Consider the following 15343-nt stretch of genomic DNA (forward strand, 5'->3'; position numbering starts at 1 on the left):
TGTCCGGGGCGGGGCCGCTCCGGCGAGCGGCCCCAGCCGCTCAGGTCAGGCTGGCGGTGATGCGCGTGAAGGTCGTCCGCAGGCCGGCGGCCATGCCGGGCACGACCGCGATCAGCACGACCGAGATGAAGGCCGCGATGAGGCCGTATTCGAGCGCGGTCACGCCCTTGCGGTCCTTCACCAGCCCGCGCGCGGTCTTCAGAATGCTCACTACGTCGTTCATGACCCCTGTCCTTCCAGTCCGTTTGCCTGCTGTTCCGCACCCGCCGAGATCCTGCGGGCGACCTTTTGTCGGGGAGGTCAGCAGCCACCGCGTAGAATTAGAGACACCGTTAATCTTGGCTAAACCACTGATCCACTGGGAACCTTTGGGCGCTCGGCCCTGCCCTCGTTCTACGCCCGATTCATGAATGGCCGGTTGAGACGGGGTGGACCGGCGTGAAGAATCGCGCGGCCGTTCAGCCGCGGCGCGGCATGAGGATGACGACGCTCATCGGCCGGGCGGTGGGGGTCAGCGCGGTGGGGGTGAACACCTGCACCCGCGACGCCGCGGGCGCGACGCGCGGGACGATGCGGTCCGGGGCTGGCGCCGCGGCTGTCGAGGCGGACGAGAACTCCGGCCCCGGCGCCGCGCCGGCCCAGGCGAGGTTCACCCGGCGGAGATAGGACGAGCCCCGCGCGGGATCGGCCGAGTGATAGCCCGCGACCGCCCCGGGCCAGTCGCCGTAGCGCTGGCGCAGCGCGGTGAGGAAGCGCACCGCGTAGGCCACGTTGGCGTGCGGGTCGAAGGCTTCCTCCAGCGAGGCGAAGGCGTCGGGGTGGTGGCGCAGGTTCACCTGCATGCAGCCGACATCCACCGAGGACGTGCCGCGCGCGATCACCCCCCGCGTGCGGACGATCGCCTCCTCCCGCGTCGGGAAATGTGCGCCCGATCCGGCGGCGTTGATGGTCCAGGCCCAGGGGATCACGCGGCGGGCGGCTGCGTCGTATCGGCCGCTCTCGGTGCGAGCGATGGCGCCGAGCAGACCGGATGGAAGACCGGAGGCGGGCTCGGCGGCGGCGATCGCCTCCTCGCAGGATTGCGCCCAGGCCGGGAGGGACCCGAAGAGGAGTAGGGCGACCGCGAGGCCCATGCGTCTTCCGCTGCGTGCCCCTGATCCCGGCATCCGGTCTCCCCAATCGGGTGAAGCATCGCTGTCACTGGCAAACACCGCGTTACCGGCGAGTCAGGGGGAAGATTTCATTCCAGAGCTGGACCTGGAGAGCGGGGCGCATCACGCGGAACGGGCTAGAACCTTGACGTCGTCAAGCAAAACGGCGACTGTCCGGGAATGTCCGATACCCAGGTTGCCACGATCCGCCGCCTGTCCCGGGCCTTCACCCGGCAGATCGGCGCCCTCGGCCCGCTGCCCGGCGGCGATCTTCCGCTTACCGAGGCGCGGCTTCTCTACGAGCTGGCAACAGAGGAGGGGCGGACCGCCCGGGCGCTGTCGCAGGAACTCGGCCTGGATGAGGGGCAGGTCTCCCGCATCCTCGCGCGCTTCGCGGACCGCGACTGGATCAGCCGCCCGCCTGCCGCCGCTGATGCGCGCCGCCGTCCCCTGCACCTGACCGCCACAGGGCGCGCCGCCTTCGCGCGGCTGGACTCTGGCGCGCGGGACCATGTCGCCACGATCCTCCAGGCGCTTCCCGATCCCGACCGAGACCGCCTGGCGGGCGCCGCGGACGCCATGCTCTCCGTCCTTGATCCCGCGAAGGCGGAGCCGGTGGTCCGTCCCCACCGTCCCGGCGACCTGGGCTGGATGATCGGACGTCACGGCGCGCTCTACGCCGCCGAGTGGGGCTTCGACGCGCGCTTCGAGGCGCTGGTGGCCCGCATCTGCGCCGACTTCCTCGACGGCCACGACCCCGCGCGCGAGGCGGCCTTCCTCGCGGAGCGCGGCGGCGAGCGGCTGGGCTCGGTTATGGTCGTCCGCGTGGACGACGATGTCGCGAAGCTCCGCCTTCTCCTGCTGGAGCCGTCGGCGCGGGGCATGGGCCTCGGCCGCCGCCTCGTCCGCCGGGCCGAGGATTTCGCGCGGGAGGCCGGGTACCGCCGCATGCTGCTCTGGACGCAGTCCTGCCTCGTCGCCGCCCGCGCGATCTACGCCGCCGCCGGCTGGCGCCTCGTCACGGCCGAACCGAACGAGGCCTTCGGGCAGTCCCTCGTCTCCGAGACCTGGGAGCGTGATCTGTGACCCGCAGCCTTCTCTCCGTCGCCCCGGTCCTGGCCGTGTCGGAGGTGGAAGCGGCCATCGCCCATTATGTCGACCGCCTCGGCTTCACCCTGCACCACCGCATGGGCCAGCCCGCGACCTATGCCATCGTGGAGCGCGACGCCCTTTCCCTGCACCTGATGCCGAAGACGCAGGACCCGACCATCGGGCGCACCGCCCTGTACGTCTTCGTCGCCGACGTGGACGCGCTGCACCGGGAGTTGGTCGCCCGCGGGCAGGAGATCGAGGTCGCGCCGACGGACCTCTCCTACGGCATGCGGGAGATGTCGGTCCGCGATCCCGACGGCCATCGCCTCACCTTCGGGCGGGAGATTTTCCGCGCCTGACGCGGGGCGCTGTCTTCGATCGGATTGAGCCGCCACCTCGACCGGAGCGCAGGCGCCGCTGACGCCGCTCGTCGGGATCGTGACGTCCCGGACCGTGTGGCGTGGCGCGACGGTCTGCGTGGGACGCGAACCGTTCGCTCGATGGGTCCGCATCTCGGAGCGACGCCGGTGAAGGTGCCGCTTCGTCGCGCGGCCTTCCGTGCGAAGGGTGCGTGGCATCGAAACCGGACGCCCGTCAGCGCGTCTCCTTCGAGTTCCGGGAGTGACACGCATGACCACCGCGAAGAAAGCCGACCGCCGCGCTGAGGAGCTGAACTCCGGCAAGGGCGGAGAGAGCAATGCCGCCGGCACCCAGGCCGGGCCGGGCGTCACGCAGGAAGCGGCGTCGAAAGGCGACCGCGTGGACACGAACAAGGGGACGGCCAGCGCCAAGGCGGCGCGCGGGCAGCCCGGTCACAAGACGATGGAGTAGCAGGGCCGGGGGAAAGGATTCCCCCGGCCCCCCATCTATTTTTTGTCAGGCTGCCGCGGAAAGAGCGGCCGCTGTCGCGCGGGTGTCAGGAGAAGCCGGTCGCCCGCATCGCCGCCTGCCCGGCGGGGCTGGCCATCACGGCCAGGATGGAGTCGGCCCGCGCACCGGGCGTGACGGCGACGGCCGCGTAGCCTGTCCAGGCCTGGAAGGGCTCCGGCAAGTGGCCGAGGAAGTGCACCCCCGGCCGGCCGTGCAGTTCCGTCGCCTGGCTGACCGCGACCTCCACCTCACCACGACCGGCCGCTTCCACGCCCTCTCCGCCGAAGGAGAACAGTCGGCCGCGTGGGCCAAGCGAGAGCCCCATGGAGTCCAGCGCGGCCTGGAACAGCCGACCGGCGGTGGCGCCGCGCGCCGGGTCCGCCCAGCCCACGCTTTCCGCCGCCGCGAGCACCCGGCGCAGGCTTTCGAGGTCCGTCACATCAGGCAGGGAGGAGCCGGCCCGCGCCCCGAGCCCGACGCCCGTGCGCCCCAGCGGCACCGCCTCGCCATGCACAAGACCCTCGCGCCGAAGCGCGGCGACCGCCTCCTCGCTCAGCGTCACGACGGCCGGACGGGCGCCGGCGCGCACGCGGTCCCGCTGCGCGCCGACCGTGTCGTAGGCGGCGCTCGGCGCCGGGCCGGGGCCGGGCCAGGACGCCAGCAGCGCGGCCAGGCCGTGCTGCGTCGCCCCGGCTGCCAGGATCTCGGCGGCCAGGATCTCCGGGCCGCCCTGCGCCAGCGCCGCCGGGCCGATCAGCCCGGCGGCGGTCACCATCCTGCGGGTCCAAAACATGCGGACCCGCCTTCGGTCAGGCGGCGGCGCGGATCGCCGCGGCCTTCACCGCATCGCTGACGGCACCGGCGAAGGTCTCGAAGTTCTTCTCGAACCGCGCCTGCAGGTCGCGCGCCGTCCTGTCGTAGGCGGCCTTGTCGGCCCAGGACTCGCGCGGGTTCAGCACCTCGGCCGGGATGCCGGGGACGCTCTTCGGGATGGACAGGCCGAAGAAGGGCTCCTGCACGAACTCCACCTTCGCCAGGGACCCGTCCAGCGCCGCGCGCAGCAGGGCGCGCGTGTGCTGGATCGACATGCGCTTGCCCGTGCCATAGGCGCCGCCGGTCCAGCCGGTGTTCACCAGCCACACCTGCGCGCCGTCGCGGGCGATGAGGCTCTCCAGCATCTTGCCGTAGACCTCGGGGTGGCGCGGCAGGAAGGGCGCGCCGAAGCAGGTGGAGAAGGTCGCCTGCGGCTCCTTGCCCAATCCCTTCTCCGTGCCCGCGACGCGCGCGGTGTAGCCGGAAAGGAAGTGGTACATCGCCTGCGCCGGGGCGAGCTTGGAGATGGGCGGCAGCACGCCGAAGGCATCGGCCGTCAGCATCACCACATTCTTCGGCAGCCCCGCCATGCCGCCCGGCACCGTGTTCGGGATGAACTCGATCGGATAGCAGGAGCGCGTGTTCTCGGTGAGGCTGTTGTCCTCGAGGTCGAGATGCCCGCGCTCATCGGCCACCACGTTCTCCAGCACGGCGCCGAAGCGGTGGGACGCGTTCCAGATCTGCGGCTCGGCTTCCTGAGAAAGCTTGATGACCTTCGCGTAGCAGCCGCCCTCGAAGTTGAAAACGCCGTGGTCGGACCAGCCGTGCTCGTCGTCGCCGATCAGCGCGCGCTCGGGATCGGAGGACAGCGTTGTCTTGCCCGTGCCGGAGAGGCCGAAGAACAGGGCGGTGTCGCCGGCCTTCCCGACATTCGCCGAGCAGTGCATCGGCAGCACCCCACGCGCGGGCAGGAGCCAGTTCATGACCGTGAAAATGCTCTTCTTGATCTCGCCGGCGTAGCTCGTGCCGGCGATGCAGATGAGCTTCTTCGCGAAGGACAGGCCGATCAGCGTCGTGCTGCCCGCGCGGCCGCCATCCGTCTCGGGGTTCGCGTCCATCTCGGGCGCGTGCAGGATGACGTAGTCCGGCTCGAAGCCGGCCAGCTCCTCCTGCGGGGGACGGATGAACATGTTGCGCGCGAACATCGCGTGCCAGGCATTCGGCGTGACCAGGCGCACCTTGATCCGGTGGGCCGGATCGGCGCCGGCATAGAGGTCCTGCGTGAACAGCTCGGACTGGCTGCCGAGATAGGTGCGGACGCGGGCGGTGAAGGCGTCGAACTTCGCGGGGTCCAGCTTCTGGTTGACCTTGCCCCACCAGATCTCCTTCGTGACCTCCGGGTCGTCGGCCACGAACTTGTCCTGCACGGAGCGGCCGGTGTGCTGCCCCGTCACCGCGATGAAGGCGCCATCGGCGGACAGGCGGCCCTCGCCGCGCCGCAGCGCGTGGGTGGTCAGGCTGGCGGCGGTGAGATTGGCGTGGACGTCCGCGCCGGCCGTCACCCCCGTGCCGGAGAGGGCGGGGATGATGCGATGAGCATTCATGGTCAGACAGGAACCTCCGGGGTCGCCCGCCCCTGGGGCGGCGGCGCAGGGATGCGGGTGAGAACGCCCCGGTGTGCCGGGTGTCGAAGACCAAATTAGGGCCAAGCAGGGCTTCGGAGCAAAGTATCCGACCAGTTACCCCGCATCCCCGACGCCCGCCGTTTCAGGCCCCGCCGCGCGCCTTTCGCGCAGCGTTCACCAGCGCCGTCCGAACATCACCTGCGGTTGTGGCGGGCGCGTGGAACGGGAGGAACCGCACCTCCTCCCCCGCCCGCACGAGGTCGCAACCGTCGGGCGAGAGATTCGCCATCCGCCACGCGCCGGGCGCGCCGCCCAGCCATCCCGCGATCGCTGCCAGCGCGTCCGCATGATCCGCGTTCACGTGGCCGAGGATGTCGTCCTCGGCGGCGGCGAGGGCCGCGAGGGCGTCGGGGTCGGGCCGCATCGCGGAGGCCCGCAGGCGGTGGGCCCGCGCGAAGCCTGCCACCAGAAGAGCGCCCCCAGGCGCCACCCGCCAGAGCGAGAAGTCGGCGAACCCCGCATACAGCGCGGCGTAGGGGTGCCGATCCAGCCATCGGGTTTTCAGCGCGGCGTCCTCGACCCGCTCCGCCAGGCCGGTGACGGTGACGCGCGGGGCCGTCTGCGGGTTCGGTCCCTCCGCCGCGCCCTGGAAGAGCAGGGCGCAGCGGGGCTCGCGCTCGAGCTGGCGCGTGTGCTCGGACAGGCTGGACAGCCACAGCAGCACCGCCCCATCGGCCGCCACGGCGGGGGTGACGAGGGAGACGAAGGGCTGTCCCCCCTCCGCCACCGTGGACAGGGCGGCCGAGGACGCGCCGCGCATCACCTTCCGGGCGGCGAAGCCGTGGTCCGCGGGATCGCCCGGCTTGGTGGGATCGCCCGGCTTGGTGGGATCGAAGGCCTCGCTCATGCTCCCGCCACAATCGGCGCGCAGACTCGCGCGTTGTAGCCCCAGACCCTTTCCGGGACAGCTTCGATGCCCCACACCATCGCCTTGGTGGATGACGACCGCAACATCCTCACCTCCGTCTCCATGACGCTGGAGCAGGAGGGCTTCACCGTCCGCACCTACACGGACGGGGAGAGCGCGCTGCAAGGCCTGCTCGCCCGCCCCGCCGACCTCGCGGTGCTGGACATCAAGATGCCCCGCATGGACGGGATGGAGCTGCTCCAGCGGCTGCGCCAGCGCAGCGCCCTGCCGGTGATCTTCCTCACCTCCAAGGATGACGAGCTGGACGAGCTGATGGGGCTTCGGCTCGGCGCCGACGATTACATTACCAAGCCCTTCTCCCAGCGCCTGTTGCTGGAGCGCATCCGCACCCTGCTCCGCCGCAACGAGGCGAGCCGGGCCGAGGGCTCCGGCGCCCCGCAGGGCGGCGTCATCGCGCGGGGCGACCTCGTGCTCGACGAGACGAAGCACACCTGCAACTGGAAGGGAAAGCCGGTGCAGCTGACGGTGACGGAGTTCCTGCTGGTGAAGGCGCTGGCGACCCGCCCCGGCATGGTGAAGAACCGCGACCAGCTGATCGACGCCGCCTATGGCGAGAACATCTACGTGGACGACCGCACGATCGATTCCCACGTGAAGCGCGTCCGCAAGAAGTTCCGGGCGGTGGACGACAGCTTCCAGCAGATCGAGACGCTTTACGGCATCGGCTACCGCTACAAGGAGAGCTGACGACGCCGGGCGGCGTCCGGGGGGAGGAGAACGGCCATCCTCCCCTGACGCCCTTGGGATGGGGCCGGGACCAAGCCGTCCGGGTCGGGCCATCGGGAAGCCGCCCATGGGGACCCTGAACGCCCCGTCAGCCTGCGTGACCAGCCGGTGAGGGCTGGTCCGAACAGGGCGATCAAGCGAGGAAAGACAGGAACGGCCCCTGGAGTGGCGGGAACCCTGGCCATGGCATCGCGCCCGAGCGGCCGCGATGCGTTCGTATCAGGCCCGTCTCCGGGCCACCGGGGAGGCCGGAGCCTCCCCGGGATCGCTCAGCCCTGCGAGTCCGGCGACATCACCACGCAGGCGCCGCGGGTACGGCTGCAGGCGGTCTGGGCGGCCTCGCGCGACAGGCCGGTGACGCGGGCGCGGTAGAGGGTCGAGCGGCCCTGGGCCACCGCCATGACCATCGCACGTCCCCCGCCGGCGCCGGCACGGGCCTGGCCCGCGGCGTCGCGCGCGAGGTTCTCGCTCGCGAAAGCGCCGACCTGGATCGCCCAGCTGCCCGAACCCGTCGCCGCGCCGGCGCGCATCACGCCGGGCGGCAGGGTGCTCGCCTGGGCCTGGGGAACGAGGAAGAAACCGCCGCGGCCGCTGCTGCCGCGCGGGGGATCCTGCGCGACCTGGAACGGGATGCTGGCCGGGCGCCCGGACGGGGCACGGGACGCGTCGGCGAACTGGGTGCCGCGCGACGGGGCCGCGGGCGGCGGGACCGGCAGGGGCTCGTCTCGCATGGCGAGCGGGGCCGGGGGCGGCGGCGCCGGATAGGTGGAGCCGTCGGGGATCGGGTCCATCCGGGCGACCACGATGCCCGGGGGGGCCGCCGGCGTGGGCGTGCTGCCATAGGTGGAGCCATCGGGGATGGGATCCATCCGCGCGACCACGGTGGAGGCGGGCGCGGCCGGAGCCGGCGCGCTGCCATAGGTGGAACCGTCCGGGATCGGGTCCATGCGGCTGACGATGGTGCCGAGGCTCGCGAGCTGAGACGGCGCCGGGGCGGCGGACGGCCGCGACGTGCCCATGGCCAGCGCCCGCTCCTCCGCCAGCAGGCGGCGCTGCTCGCGCAGGGCCAGCATCGTGCTCGGGTCGGCGCTGCGGCGCGCGGCCGGGTAGAGGCCGATATCGGCGGCGGCGTAAACCTCTTCCGGCGCGCGGCGGTTCGGCTCGGCGCCCTGGATGCGGGGGCCGATGCGCGCGACGTAGTTGCGCGTCTCGGTCGGCAGCAGGCCGCCGGACCAGAGGTAGTTCTCCAGCCGGCGCGGGCCGCCGTTATAGGCCGCCAGGAAGCCCGGCGAGCCGAAGAGGTCGTACATCTGCCGGATGTAAGCGGTGCCGGCCATCAGGTTGTCCCAGGGGTGGTAGGGATCGTCGCCGAGGCCGTGGCGGTTGCGCATCTCGGTGTAGGTGCCGGGCATGAGCTGCAGCAGGCCCATCGCCCCGACGCGGGAGGTGGCGGAGACGCGGCCCGCGCTCTCCTGGCGCATCACCTCGCGGATCCAGCGCTCCGGCACGTCGAAGCGGGCGGAGGCCTCGCGGATCCAGGGACCCCAGGGATCGGAGGGCGGGCCGGGCGGATCGTAGCTCGTGGGCCGGCCGGCCCGGGAGATGGGCGTGGGCGCCGTGGTTTCGGGCTGGGTGCTGCAGGCCGCCAGCGCGGCCATCAGCGAGAGTGCCGCCAGGGCACGAGCGCCCCTGTTGCCGGGCCGCGACACGCCGCAGCCCACACGCGCGAAGAGAGCCATCCCCCTCGATCCCCCTGCCTTCTGGGCCGGGCAAAAGGCCCCGGCCGGATGGACCGGCATGACAGAAGGCAGTGCCGCGTCCCCACGCGGCGCCGCCGGCCATGCCGGTGCAAGACCCTTCGGCGACAGCCTCCGGGTGTTCGTCCGTCACGGCTACCGGATGCTTGGGGCGGCGGCAAGGAGAGTTTGCGGCGGTGTGGCGGCACGGCCGCAGCCAAGGGAAGGCCGCCGGGGCCTTCCGGGGCAACGACCGGGCTGGTCAGGGCGGGGGGCGGATGCCATCTCCGGGGCCTCGCCGCTCTCGTGACGGAGCCTCCCGTGCCAGCCGCCCCCATGCCGCATTCCGCCCTTCGCGCCGGCTTCGCCGCCCTTCTCCTCGCCGCCGGCCTGCCTGCCTGCGCGCCGGAGCAGACGGCCTCCATCTACAGTCCCCACGCGGTCGGGCAGGTGGCGGGGGTGTCCTACGGCACGGTCATCGGCACGCGGCCGGTGGTGATCCAGGGCTCGCCCGGCGGGGCCGGGGCCACGGTGGGCGCCCTCGGCGGCGGCGTGGCCGGCTCCTTCATCGGCGGCGACTGGCGGACGAGCCTGCTGGCGGGGATCGGCGGCGCCATCATCGGCGGACTGGCGGGCGGCGCAATCGAGCGTGGCGCGACCACGTCCCGGGCGGTGGAGTTCACCGTGCGCGAGGACGGGCGCGGCGACTTCCAGACCGTGCAGACGAACGAGGAGGGGCTGCAGGTCGGCGAGCGCGTGGCCATCGCCCGCAGCGACCGCACCCGGCTCAGCCGCGCCGCCGGCGCACCCCCGGCGCCGAGGCCGGCGCCGATTTCCTGAGGTCCGGGCTCCCGGGACGCCACCGGCCCTGGCGTCGAGGAGGACCGGCCACGCCGCTGGCCGGGCGGCGCCCCCCCGGTGTATAGGCCCGCCCCATGCTAGCCGGATCGTTGCCCGCCGACGCCGAACGCCTCGGCCCGGAACGCGCCCCGCCCGGGCCGTCCGCCCCAGGGGATGCCCTAACCGACCGCTATGTCTTCGACGCCGCGACGCCGCGGCGGCGGGAGGCGGCGCTGGACGACCTGCGGGCGGGCTTCACCGCCTGGCGGCTGGCCTGGGCGCTGGCGCGGCTGGACCTGCGCAACCGCTACCGCGGCTCCATCATCGGCCCCTTCTGGATGACGCTCTCGACCGTGCTGATGCTCGGCGGGCTGGGGGCGCTGTATTCCCGGCTGCTCGGGCTGACGCTGGCGGACTACCTGCCGCACCTCGCGGTCAGCCTCGTCGTCTGGTCCGCGATCTCCGGCGTGGTGACGGACGCCTGCACGGCGATGATCAACGCCGAGGGCGTGATCCGCCAGATCCGCGTGCCCTACACCGTGCACGCGCTGCGCAGCGTCTTCCGCAACGTGCTGACGGCGGCGCACAGCCTGCCCATGATCCTCGTGGTCTTCGTGATCTTCGGCTACATGCCCGGACCGGTGGCGCTGCTGGCCATCCCGGGCCTGCTGCTGCTGCTGGTGAACGCCTTCTTCGCCTCCCTCCTGCTCGGCATGGTGTGCGCGCGGTTCCGGGACATCGGGCCGATCGTGCAGAACATCATCCAGCTCGCCTTCTTCATGACGCCGGTGCTCTGGAAGCCGGAGCTGCTGAAGGAACTGGCCGTTTGGCTGCCGCTGAACCCCTTCTTCGCCATCCTGGAGACGATCCGCGGGCCCCTGCTCGAGGGCGGCGGGCCGCCCTTGGCCTGGGTGGCGGCGGTCCTCTACACCGCCGTGCTGGGGACCGTGGCGATCGCCTTCTTCATGCGCTTCCGCGGCCGGCTGGCCTTCTGGGTCTGAGCGGATGAACGACCCTCTCGAGGCGCGCATCGCCGCGCATGGGCTGACGATCGAGTTCCCGCTCTATCACCTCGGCGCGCGGAGCCTGAAGAAGACCCTTCTCTCCGCCGCCAGCAAGCGGTTGCAGGCGGACGAGTCCAACCGCGTGGTGGTCAGCGCCCTGCGCGGGCTGGACTTCACCATCCGCTCCGGGGAGCGGGTGGCGCTGGTCGGCAGCAACGGCGCGGGCAAGACGACGCTGATGCGGACCATCGCCGGCATCTACGAGCCGGCGGGCGGCCGGATCGAGGTGGACGGGACGGTCGGCACGCTGATCGACGTCGCCGCCGGCATGGACAACGACAGCACGGGCCGGGAGAACATCCGCCTGCGCGCCCTCTACCGCGGGATGAGCGAGGCGGAGACGGCGGCGCTGGAGGCGGAGGTGACGGAGTTCGCCGGGCTCGGCGAGTTCCTTGACGTGCCGATCAAGGGCTATTCCGCCGGCATGTCGGTGCGTCTGGCCTTCGCGGTGGCCACCGCCATGACGCCGCAGATCCTGCTGATGGACGAGTGGTTCCTGGCCGGCGACGCCGCCTTCATGGAGAAGGCGGAGCAGCGGCTGATCGGCCTCGTCCACAGCGCCGACATCCTGGTCATCGCGACGCACGACATGAAGACCGTGCGGCGCTGGTGCACGCGGGTCATCCGGCTGGACGCCGGGCGGATCGTGGCGGATGGCACCGTGGCCGAGGTGTTGGGCGAAGAGGTCCCGGCGGAGTGATGCTGCTTCGATGGTGAAGGCCGGGGGGAGTATTCTCCCGGACCCCCATCTATTTCTATCGGGCTGCCGCGCAACGGTTCGGAACGGTCCCGCGGCAGCCTGATGGAAGTCGATGAGGGGCTTGAGGAGAAGACCTTCTCCCCAACCTTTCCTACATCACCACCCCGCCGCTGACATGCAGCGCCTGCCCCGTGACATAGGCCGCGTCCGCAGAGGCGAGGAAGGCGATCGCGGCCGCCACGTCATCCGGCGTGCCCAGGCGCCGCAGGGGGATGCGGGGCAGGATGTCGTCCCAGGCGCGGGGATCGAGCGCCGCGTGTGCCCCAGGGTCCTTGCGCGTGTAGCCCGGCACCACCGCGTTGACGGTGACATCGGGCGCCCCTTCGATGGCGAGGGACCGCACCAGCGCCTCCACCCCCGCCTTGGCGGCGGCGGAGGCGGCGAAGACCGTCGTGTCCGTCCGGAAGAGATGCGCGACGAAGGAGGAGACGGCGACGATCCGTGCCGCCCGTCCCGCCTGACCGGCCGCTTTCAGATGCGGCCCCGCGGCGCGTGCGAGGCGGAGGAAGCCCCAGAGGATCGTGTCGGCGCTGCGGGCGAAGGCCTCGTCGGTCAGGGCGGAGACGGGGGTGCGGTCGGCGAAGCCGGCATTGGCCACCAGCACCTCCAGCCCGCCGAAGGCCGCGACCGTCTCCTCCACCAGCCGGGCGGGGGTGGCGGGATCGGTCAGGTCGCCTTGCAGGATCACCGCCTCTGCCCCGGCGGCGCGGAGGTCCGTCGCGACCGCCTCGGCCCCCGCGCGATTCTGGCGGCAATGCACGGCGATGGCGCGCCCGGGCGCGGCCAGGCGCCGCGCCGCCGCGGCGCCGATGCCGCTGGACGCGCCTGTCACGAGGATGCGGCGTTCGGCCATGCGGCCCCCTTCGAATCTGAACCGGCGGGACCCTAGAGCAGATCGCCGCAGGGCCTAGGGGCCGGGGGCGCGGATCCCGAGCAAACAAGAGGCTGGCCCACACGGGGCGCCGGTCCCCCGGTTGCCGCCCGCCCCGCCGCCGCCCAGGATGCCGCCCGAATCCAGCGGGAAGGAAACGATGGTGCTGACGGTGCTGCAGCCGGAGGGGCTCTACCCCGACACGTCGCTTGAGCGGGAAGTCCTCGGCCCCACCGTCCGCATCCTGCAAGGCGGGGTGAAGGAGAGCCTGTCCGAGCTGCCGGACGAGATCTGCGCCGAGGTGGAGGGGCTCTTCATCTTCCGCATCTGGCTGCGGGCCGCCGACATCGCGCGCTTCCCGAAGCTGAAGGTCGTCGTGCGGATGGGCGTCGGCTACGACCGGCTGGACCGCGCGACGCTAGCGGCGCGGGGCGTCACGGTCTGCAACGTGCCGGATTACGGCACGATGGAGGTGGCGGACCACGCGGTCTCGCTCGCGCTCTCGCTTCGTCGCGGCATCATTCTGCACCACGACCTGCAGCGGGGCGACCCGACGCGGCAGGTGCCGCCGGCGCCCTGGGCCTATGTGGACTCGCCGGTCATCCAGCGGCCGCAGACCCGCACCTTCGGCGTGCTCGGGCTCGGGCGGATCGGGACGGCGGTGGCGCTGCGGGCGAAGGCCTTCGGCTGGCGCGTCATCTTCCACGACCCCTACCTTCCGAACGGCGTCGACCTCGCGCTCGGCATCGGGCGGGTCCGGCGGATCGAGGAGCTGTTCGAGCAGTCCGATACCCTCTCCATCCACGCGCCGCTGACGCGCACGACGAAGGGGCTGGTGACGGAGGAGCTGATGCGCCGCATGCCGCCGGGCGCCGTCATCGTGAACACGGCTCGCGGGCCGATCCTCGACCTCGACGCGCTGCACCGCTGCCTGCAGGACGGCACGATCGCCGCCGCCGGCCTCGACGTGGTGCCGGAGGAGCCGCTGCCCGATCCCGTGCCCGCTCTCGTTGCCGCTTACCGCGCGCGGGAGCCCTGGCTGGCAGGGCGGCTCGTGATCACGCCGCACAGCGCCTTCCACACGCCCGAGGCCTGGCAAGATATCCGACAGAAGAGCGCGGAGACGATGCGCGACGTCCTGGTCGATGGACTGCACACTAACGTCATCCGACCGGATGATGATTGAGCGGCGCGATTAACATCTGATATGTCACGGAGCAGAATTTAACGAATTATCAAAGACCGGCTGACAACGCCTTCGCAGCTGCGGTATGAAAACCGCAGAGGGGCCTCGGAGAGGGTGAGATGATCCTTCGCCAGCACCTGTCGGAAGACCTGCCAGTGCAGCGGACGCGCCAGCCGGTACTTTCGACCTTCGGCTGGCGGCGCGGACGCCCGGTGCGCTCCGCCTTCCCCCTGGTGTCGGAACGGCCCTCCGCGCAGCCGCACGTCGTCCTCGACATCTCCCGCCTGCTCAACGTTGCCGGGCGGACCGCGCCCTCCGGCATCGACCGGGTGGAGATGGCCTATGCCCGCCGCTGGGCCGCCCGGCCGGAGGGCAGCTGCACCTTCGTCGCCCAGGGTGTCGCGGGACCTTACGCCGCCCTTCCCTGGCGCGCGGCGACGCTTCTCATCACCGGCCTGACCGAGGCCTGGAACGGCGCGGACCCGCATGGCCGCGCGGCGGGCCGCGTGCGGCGCCTTGCCCGTCAGCTGCGCTGGCGAGTCACGGCCGGCTTCGGGCAGCGCGCCCTCTCGCGCGTGCTGCGGGAGCCCGGGCCGAAGGTCTTCCTCCTCGTTTCCCACCGCGCGCTGGAGCGGGAGCGGCCGATCGCGGCCATCCGGGATGCCGGCTGCGCCTTCGTCCCGCTCATCCACGACCTGATCCCGGCGACCCACCCCGAATACGCGCGGCCCGGCCAGGCGCAGCGCCACCTGCGGCGCATCGCCACCACGGCGGCGCTGGCGGACGCGGTGATCGTGAACTCCGCCCACACGGCGGAGGCGCTGGCCCCCTATCTGGCGGCCCGGCCGAAGGAGCGCGGGGCGCCGCCCCCGGTGCTCGTCGCGCCGCTCGGCGTTGAGACGCCCTCGGCCCCCGCGCCCGCCCTGCCGACCGAGCCCTATTTCGTCGTGCTCGGCACCATCGAGCCGCGCAAGAACCACCTTCTTCTTCTCCATCTCTGGCGGGACCTGGTGTCCCGCCTCGGGACCTCGGCGACGCCGCGCCTGCTCGTCATCGGCCGCCGGGGCTGGGAGAACGAGAACATCGTGGACATCCTCGACCGCAACGAGACGCTGCGCGGGGTGGTCCGGGAGATCGGGCACCTGCCGGACCGGCAGCTCTGGGAGTTGCTGCGCGGCGCGCGGGCCCTTCTCTTCCCCTCCTTCGCCGAGGGCTACGGCCTGCCGCTGGCCGAGGCGCTGGCGATGGGCGTGCCCGCCCTCTGCTCCGACCTGCCCGCCCTGCGGGAGGTCGGCGGCGAGGTGCCGGAATACCTCGACCCGCTGGACGGCCCTGCCTGGCGGGACGTGATCCTCGGCTATGCCGAGCCGGAGAGCGCCGGCCGCGCCGCGCAGCTCGCGCGCCTCTCGGGCTGGCGCACGCCGCGCTGGGAGGGGCATTTCGAACAGGTGGACGCGATGCTCTCCGGCCTCGTCCCGATGGCGCCCTGGCCGGTGCCGGGGACCTCCACCGATTCCGGGCCCGTGCTGCGCGGCGCCCTCCAGGAAGGGGAGGCGCTGACATGAGGGGCGACCGGCACCGATCCGGCGGGGGCGCCGCCCCCGCCCAGCATCCCTCGGCC

16 protein-coding genes are annotated in these 15343 nt (G+C 72.3%); 9 read left to right on the forward strand and 7 right to left on the reverse strand.

All coding sequences use genetic code 11. The features are described 5' to 3' along the window. Positions 1 to 40: 40 nt before the first annotated feature. Both ACP6CK_RS20730 and ACP6CK_RS20735 read right to left on the reverse strand, forming a co-directional pair. A complete protein-coding gene (locus ACP6CK_RS20730; protein ID WP_426955204.1) occupies positions 41 to 223 on the reverse strand; it encodes a Flp family type IVb pilin in 183 nt (60 codons plus the stop codon). A 235-nt stretch (positions 224 to 458) separates the two neighbouring features. Next, positions 459 to 1133 (reverse strand): transglycosylase SLT domain-containing protein, encoded by a 675-nt coding sequence (locus ACP6CK_RS20735; RefSeq protein WP_426955205.1) that lies wholly within the window; start codon positions 1131 to 1133, stop codon positions 459 to 461. Positions 1134 to 1331: 198 nt separating this feature from the next. On the opposite strand from ACP6CK_RS20735, the gene ACP6CK_RS20740 reads away from it, so the two are divergent. The 3 genes from ACP6CK_RS20740 (at position 1332) to ACP6CK_RS20750 (ending at position 3074) form a co-directional block, all read left to right on the forward strand. Next, a complete protein-coding gene (locus ACP6CK_RS20740) occupies positions 1332 to 2237 on the forward strand; it encodes a bifunctional helix-turn-helix transcriptional regulator/GNAT family N-acetyltransferase (RefSeq protein WP_426955206.1) in 906 nt (301 codons plus the stop codon). Continuing rightward, complete coding sequence (locus ACP6CK_RS20745) at positions 2234 to 2602, forward strand: bleomycin resistance protein (protein WP_426955207.1); 369 nt, start codon at positions 2234 to 2236, stop codon at positions 2600 to 2602. The genes ACP6CK_RS20740 and ACP6CK_RS20745 overlap by 4 nt, the downstream gene beginning before the upstream one ends. Positions 2603 to 2873: 271 nt before the next feature. Continuing rightward, positions 2874 to 3074, forward strand: coding sequence for a hypothetical protein (locus ACP6CK_RS20750; RefSeq protein WP_426955208.1), 201 nt, complete (start codon positions 2874 to 2876; stop codon positions 3072 to 3074). Between the two features lie 85 nt (positions 3075 to 3159). On the opposite strand, the gene ACP6CK_RS20755 is transcribed toward ACP6CK_RS20750, so the two are convergent. The 3 genes from ACP6CK_RS20755 to ACP6CK_RS20765 form a co-directional block, all read right to left on the reverse strand. After that, positions 3160 to 3888 carry a substrate-binding domain-containing protein gene (locus tag ACP6CK_RS20755; protein ID WP_426955209.1) on the reverse strand — a complete coding sequence of 243 codons (729 nt, stop codon included), beginning with the start codon at positions 3886 to 3888 and terminating at the stop codon, positions 3160 to 3162. 34 nt (positions 3889 to 3922) lie between these two features. Continuing rightward, the gene (gene pckA, locus ACP6CK_RS20760) at positions 3923 to 5530 is read right to left on the reverse strand and encodes a phosphoenolpyruvate carboxykinase (ATP) (protein WP_426955210.1); all 1608 of its coding nucleotides are present in this window, start codon (positions 5528 to 5530) and stop codon (positions 3923 to 3925) included. 163 nt (positions 5531 to 5693) lie between these two features. Next, positions 5694 to 6458: a HugZ family protein gene (locus ACP6CK_RS20765; RefSeq protein WP_426955211.1), complete on the reverse strand. Its 765-nt coding sequence runs from the start codon at positions 6456 to 6458 to the stop codon at positions 5694 to 5696. 66 nt (positions 6459 to 6524) lie between these two features. Between ACP6CK_RS20765 and ACP6CK_RS20770 the strand changes: the two genes are divergently transcribed. Continuing rightward, positions 6525 to 7226, forward strand: a complete 702-nt coding sequence (locus tag ACP6CK_RS20770; RefSeq protein ID WP_426955212.1) for a response regulator transcription factor — start codon at positions 6525 to 6527, stop codon at positions 7224 to 7226. 308 nt (positions 7227 to 7534) lie between these two features. On the opposite strand, the gene ACP6CK_RS20775 is transcribed toward ACP6CK_RS20770, so the two are convergent. Further along, positions 7535 to 9004, reverse strand: coding sequence for a transglycosylase SLT domain-containing protein (locus ACP6CK_RS20775; protein ID WP_426955213.1), 1470 nt, complete (start codon positions 9002 to 9004; stop codon positions 7535 to 7537). A gap of 318 nt (positions 9005 to 9322) precedes the next feature. On the opposite strand from ACP6CK_RS20775, the gene ACP6CK_RS20780 reads away from it, so the two are divergent. The 3 genes from ACP6CK_RS20780 (at position 9323) to ACP6CK_RS20790 (ending at position 11605) form a co-directional block, all read left to right on the forward strand. After that, complete coding sequence (locus ACP6CK_RS20780) at positions 9323 to 9841, forward strand: glycine zipper 2TM domain-containing protein (protein ID WP_426955214.1); 519 nt, start codon at positions 9323 to 9325, stop codon at positions 9839 to 9841. A 95-nt stretch (positions 9842 to 9936) separates the two neighbouring features. Then, entirely contained in the window at positions 9937 to 10842 is a 906-nt protein-coding gene (locus tag ACP6CK_RS20785) for an ABC transporter permease (RefSeq protein ID WP_426955215.1), read from the forward strand. A gap of 4 nt (positions 10843 to 10846) precedes the next feature. After that, a complete protein-coding gene (locus ACP6CK_RS20790; RefSeq protein ID WP_426955216.1) occupies positions 10847 to 11605 on the forward strand; it encodes an ABC transporter ATP-binding protein in 759 nt (252 codons plus the stop codon). Positions 11606 to 11756: 151 nt separating this feature from the next. On the opposite strand, the gene ACP6CK_RS20795 is transcribed toward ACP6CK_RS20790, so the two are convergent. Continuing rightward, entirely contained in the window at positions 11757 to 12518 is a 762-nt protein-coding gene (locus tag ACP6CK_RS20795) for an SDR family NAD(P)-dependent oxidoreductase (RefSeq protein WP_426955217.1), read from the reverse strand. A 178-nt stretch (positions 12519 to 12696) separates the two neighbouring features. On the opposite strand from ACP6CK_RS20795, the gene ACP6CK_RS20800 reads away from it, so the two are divergent. Both ACP6CK_RS20800 and ACP6CK_RS20805 read left to right on the forward strand, forming a co-directional pair. After that, positions 12697 to 13722: a C-terminal binding protein gene (locus ACP6CK_RS20800; RefSeq protein WP_426955218.1), complete on the forward strand. Its 1026-nt coding sequence runs from the start codon at positions 12697 to 12699 to the stop codon at positions 13720 to 13722. A 119-nt stretch (positions 13723 to 13841) separates the two neighbouring features. Next, a complete protein-coding gene (locus ACP6CK_RS20805; protein WP_426955219.1) occupies positions 13842 to 15287 on the forward strand; it encodes a glycosyltransferase family 4 protein in 1446 nt (481 codons plus the stop codon). Positions 15288 to 15343 lie beyond the last annotated feature (56 nt).

This window comes from Muricoccus radiodurans, assembly GCF_050154705.1.
Lineage (GTDB): Bacteria > Pseudomonadota > Alphaproteobacteria > Acetobacterales > Acetobacteraceae > Roseomonas > Roseomonas radiodurans.

Bases quoted from the DNA above. Each gene is read 5' to 3' on its own strand.
- ACP6CK_RS20730 (WP_426955204.1), bottom strand. From the start codon at position 223: ATGAACGACGTAGTGAGCATTCTGAAGACCGCGCGCGGGCTGGTGAAG.
- ACP6CK_RS20735 (WP_426955205.1), bottom strand. From the start codon at position 1,133: ATGGGCCTCGCGGTCGCCCTACTCCTCTTCGGGTCCCTCCCGGCCTGG.
- ACP6CK_RS20740 (WP_426955206.1), top strand. From the start codon at position 1,332: ATGTCCGATACCCAGGTTGCCACGATCCGCCGCCTGTCCCGGGCCTTC.
- ACP6CK_RS20750 (WP_426955208.1), top strand. From the start codon at position 2,874: ATGACCACCGCGAAGAAAGCCGACCGCCGCGCTGAGGAGCTGAACTCC.
- ACP6CK_RS20755 (WP_426955209.1), bottom strand. From the start codon at position 3,888: ATGGTGACCGCCGCCGGGCTGATCGGCCCGGCGGCGCTGGCGCAGGGC.
- pckA (WP_426955210.1), bottom strand. From the start codon at position 5,530: ATGAATGCTCATCGCATCATCCCCGCCCTCTCCGGCACGGGGGTGACG.
- ACP6CK_RS20765 (WP_426955211.1), bottom strand. From the start codon at position 6,458: ATGAGCGAGGCCTTCGATCCCACCAAGCCGGGCGATCCCACCAAGCCG.
- ACP6CK_RS20770 (WP_426955212.1), top strand. From the start codon at position 6,525: ATGCCCCACACCATCGCCTTGGTGGATGACGACCGCAACATCCTCACC.
- ACP6CK_RS20775 (WP_426955213.1), bottom strand. From the start codon at position 9,004: ATGGCTCTCTTCGCGCGTGTGGGCTGCGGCGTGTCGCGGCCCGGCAAC.
- ACP6CK_RS20785 (WP_426955215.1), top strand. From the start codon at position 9,937: ATGCTAGCCGGATCGTTGCCCGCCGACGCCGAACGCCTCGGCCCGGAA.
- ACP6CK_RS20790 (WP_426955216.1), top strand. From the start codon at position 10,847: ATGAACGACCCTCTCGAGGCGCGCATCGCCGCGCATGGGCTGACGATC.
- ACP6CK_RS20795 (WP_426955217.1), bottom strand. From the start codon at position 12,518: ATGGCCGAACGCCGCATCCTCGTGACAGGCGCGTCCAGCGGCATCGGC.
- ACP6CK_RS20800 (WP_426955218.1), top strand. From the start codon at position 12,697: ATGGTGCTGACGGTGCTGCAGCCGGAGGGGCTCTACCCCGACACGTCG.
- ACP6CK_RS20805 (WP_426955219.1), top strand. From the start codon at position 13,842: ATGATCCTTCGCCAGCACCTGTCGGAAGACCTGCCAGTGCAGCGGACG.